Origin of the sequence: Mesorhizobium sp. M4A.F.Ca.ET.022.05.2.1 (genome assembly GCF_003998845.1) — a bacterium.
Taxonomy (GTDB): Bacteria; Pseudomonadota; Alphaproteobacteria; order Rhizobiales; family Rhizobiaceae; genus Mesorhizobium.
Genome location: NZ_RZOJ01000499.1, coordinates 1 through 3925, shown reverse-complemented (window position 1 = coordinate 3925; position 3925 = coordinate 1). Strand labels below are relative to the sequence as shown.

Here is a 3925-nt window from a genome sequence, read left to right as displayed (position 1 = left end):
GAGGGGATGTGGAGCGGAAATTCGCCGATCAGCTCGCCGGTGCCGAACTGCGCCTCGCCGCCGATGATCAGCGCGAAGTCGGCCGAGGTGCCGCCGATGTCGAGGGTCAGCACCTTGTCTTCGCCCGCCTGGCGCGCCAGCCACGAGGCACCGATGACGCCTGAGGCCGTTCCCGACAAAAGCATGTTGACGCAGGCGCGCTTGCCTTCGGCAGCATTCATCAGCCCACCGTTCGACTTGGTCAGCATCGGCCGGGCCGGCACGCCACGACGCTTCAGCCGCTCTTCCAGCGCCGTCAGGTAGCCAGAGACGCGTGGATGTACATAGCCGTTAAGGATGGCGGTCGAGCTGCGCTCATATTCGCGGATGACCGGCCAGACCTCGGCCGAGGTGAAGACAAAGAGCTCAGGCGCAAGGCGCGCGACCGCCAACTTCACCGAAGCTTCCTGCGCGCCGTTGCGCCAGGCATGCAGGAAGGACACGATAATCCCCTGCGCCCCGATCGCCTTTGCCGCCGTCACCGCACGCTCCACCGCCGCCATGTCGGGTGCCTCGGATTCGCTTCCATCGGCACGCATGCGGGCCGGAATGCCGAACACCATGTCGCGCGCGATCAGCGGATCCGGCCGCGCGCAGAACAGCGAATACATGTCCGGCATGCGAAGCCGCGCCAGCTCGATGACGTCCTCGAAGCCGGCATTGGTGAACAGTGCCAGTGGCGCGCCCTTGCGCTGAATGATGGTATTGATGCCGACGGTCGTGCCATGCACGAAGCGTGTCATATGGGTCGGATCGAAGCCTTCGCGCTCGCCCAGAAGGGTGAGACCCGTCATCAGCTCGGCGCCCGGGTCCTCCGGCGTCGTCAGCACTTTCAGCGAGGCGACGCGTCCGGAGTTTGCTTCGAGCGCGCAGAAATCGATGAATGTCCCGCCGATATCGACGCCGACCTTCCAGTCGGCTCCGCCTTGCGCCTCATCCCCAGCAATGACCCCATCCATGGTTCGTCCCTTCCTGTCTGCCTGCAGAAAGCTGGCACGGCTGGCCGGTACGGGTCCAAGATGGATGATGGGCAAGCATATAAGGTTTGCTTATGCCTTTGCCCTGCCGCCGCCTAGAACGGCGGAGCAAGCGGCGCGGATCTGGTCGCGCATCATCTCATCGGCCCGTGCAAGGGCGCGTGTGCGCGAGGTGAGCAGCGCGATCGGAAATTCCGGCCCCGCCGCCAGCGGCCTGACGGCAAGCCCGGCAAACTGCTGCCAAGGCAGCAGCGCGTCGACGAGTGCGATGCCGAGACCAGCCTGGACGAAGCCGACAGCGGAGATCGACACGTCGATCTCGAGCGAGGGCGAAACCGTGACGCCCTGCACGCGGGCTGCGTGGGCGAGCTCGTCTGCCGGACGAGTGTTCCCACGATAGGATATCAGCTCCTCACCAGCGAGGTCGGCGAGCGTCAACTCGGTTTTCCTGGCTAACGGATGCCCGGCCGGCAGCAGGCAGGCGAAGCCGACACAGCCGATCACCTCCGCCTCGATATCGGGAGGCAGGCGGTCGTCCAAGGCGACACCTAGGCTGGCGTCGCCGGCGCGCAGCATATCGATGATCGCTGCGATCGGCGCCATGTGGGAACGCAGCAGAATGCCTGGATGCTGATCGCGGAAACTGGTGAAAGCGCGCGGCAATATCGCCATGGCCGGCGGCGGCGAAGCCGCGACGCGCACGAGGCCAGCCCGACCCCGGCGCAGGTCGGTGGTCTTGCGGCGCAGGCCCTCCAGCCCCGCCGACAGCCTTTCAGCATCAGCGAATATCTCAAGCGCCTCCGGGGTCGGCCGCAGCCGTCCCTTGACGCGCTCGAACAGCGTGAAGCCGAGTTCGTCCTCGGTGTGGAGCAGGATCTGGCTGAGCGCAGGCTGGGAGATGTTCAGCATCCGCGCCGCGGCGGTCACGGTGCCGGCGCGCATGACTGCGATGAACACTTCGAGCTGCCGCGCCCGCATTGCCACTCCATAGGTCAAGCTTATGGTTTGCGTCCAAACCCATCTTTGACGCATCGGCGCGGCGCCGACAAGATCCGTCAGAATTCAGGCACTGTTTGCAAGGGGCCGCTATGGATGTGATCGTGCTGGGCGGTGGGCTCATGGGGACGGCTTCGGCCTATTTCCTCGCCAGGCACGGCGCGCGCGTGACGCTGATCGAGCGCAACCGGATCGGCACCGGGGCAACCGTCGCCTCTTTCGGCAACATCCGCCGCACCGGGCGTCACCTCTCCCAGCTGCCGCTGGCCCACCGCTCGCTCAGGCTCTGGGGCGAGGCCGAAAAGATGCTTGGTCGTGACGTGGAGTTCCGCGCCACCGGTCATATCCGCTTGATCTTCGATGAAGACAGCCTCGCCGACATGCGGGCCTATGCTCAAGCCGCGCGGCCCTGGGGGCTCGATCTGGAGGAACTTGGCCCGCGCGAGATCCGTGTCCGCTTTCCCGGCCTCGGCCCCGAAGCGATCGCTGCGTCGTTCTCGCCGCGGGACGGCAGCGGCAATCCGCGGCTGATCGCGCCAGCCTTTGCCGAGGCAGCCCGCGGGCTGGGCGCGGAAATCATCGAGGAAGCCGAGGTCGAGAGCGTCAGCCGCGACAACTCCGGTTTCCACGTCGCCACCTCGAAGGGTGCGTTCGCCGCCGAGTGCCTGCTCAACTCCGCCGGCGCCTGGGGCGCGCGCATCGCCGCACAGTTCGGCGAAGAGGTCCCGCTCGAGGCCCGCGGCCCGCAGATGGGCGTGACCGAGCCGCTGCTGCACAGAATTCTCCCCGTAGTCGGCATCTGGACCCGCGACAAGGAGTACGGCGCCTATCTGCGCCAGGTCGAGCGCGGCAACATCGTCTTCGGCGGCGCGGCCGAAAGGGCGCCGGTGGACCTCGAACCCGGCCATGCAAAAGCCGACCCCATGCGCCTGCCGTTACAGTTGCGCGCCGTCGCACGGCTACTGCCGGCAATCGCAAAGGTCGCGGTCATCCGCACCTGGTCCGGCTGCGAGGGCTATGTGCGGGATATGCTGCCGGTCATGGGATGCTCGGCGACGACGCCGGGCCTGTTCCACGCCTTCGGCTTCTGCGGACACGGCTTCCAACTCGGTCCGGGCGTCGGCGACGCCATGGCCGAACTCATCACGACCGGCCGTTGCGAAACGCCGCTCGATGATTTCAGGATCGATCGCTTCAGCCGCGCCTGAAGAAGCAGCAAGGAATCGACGACCACCGATTGCCCTGCAGCCTGAGCGGACGGTAGCGGCTTCGACGCTGTTTTAGGGTCACAGCTCCACTGGCTGAGCATGTCCTTGGTGCTTGGTGAAACGAGGCAGCAGACCGGTGCACAGCACCAGCGCCACAATGATCAGAAGCTGACTGGCGATGACGGTGGCGAAGGCCTGCGCGATGCCCGTCGGTTCCAGCGCCAGATAGAGCGTGCCGAGCGTCGCGACGCCGAGTGCCAGGCCGGACTGCTGCAGCGTGATCAGCACACCGCTGCCGACGCCGGCAAGATGGGAGGGAACGTCGCCCAGAACGGCACGGAACAGGCCTGAAAACAGCATCGACTGGCCGGCGCCGATCAGCACCAGGGCCGGCGCCAGTTCAACCAGGCTGACCCTCGGCCAGCCGGCTAGCGTGATGCCGATCAGCAATCCCAGGCCGAGCGCCTGGACGATGCCGCCCGCCGCCAGCGCGGCGCGGCCGAAGCGCCCGATCACGCGCGGGCTAACCACCGAGCCTATGAAGAACATGATTGCCATCGGCAGGATGGCCAATCCGCTTTGCAGCGCGTTGGCGCCGAGCCCGTTCTGGACGGTGAGCGCGAAGACGAACATGAAGGCGCCAAAGCCGACGCTAAACACGGTGACCATGGCAAGCCCGCGCGCCATCGAGGGCAGGCTGAGCAG

The 3925-nt window shown here is 66.5% G+C and carries 4 protein-coding genes; 1 reads left to right on the top strand and 3 read right to left on the bottom strand.

Translation table 11 applies throughout. From position 1 onward, the window contains the following. Together EN745_RS31440 and EN745_RS31435 are read right to left on the bottom strand one after the other, a co-directional pair. Positions 1–998: hydantoinase/oxoprolinase family protein (locus EN745_RS31440; protein ID WP_145992244.1), on the bottom strand; the 998-nt coding region annotated here is incomplete at its 3' end. A 90-nt stretch (positions 999–1088) separates the two neighbouring features. Continuing rightward, positions 1089–1994: a LysR family transcriptional regulator gene (locus tag EN745_RS31435; RefSeq protein WP_127423042.1), complete on the bottom strand. Its 906-nt coding sequence runs from the start codon at positions 1992–1994 to the stop codon at positions 1089–1091. A 110-nt stretch (positions 1995–2104) separates the two neighbouring features. Here EN745_RS31435 and EN745_RS31430 point away from each other — a divergent pair, with 110 nt between their 5' ends. Further along, entirely contained in the window at positions 2105–3220 is a 1116-nt protein-coding gene (locus tag EN745_RS31430; protein WP_127423041.1) for an FAD-binding oxidoreductase, read from the top strand. Positions 3221–3298: 78 nt separating this feature from the next. Here the strand turns inward: EN745_RS31430 and EN745_RS31425 are convergent. Next, on the bottom strand, positions 3299–3925 hold a 627-nt coding region (locus EN745_RS31425; protein WP_127423040.1), incomplete at its 5' end, for an MFS transporter.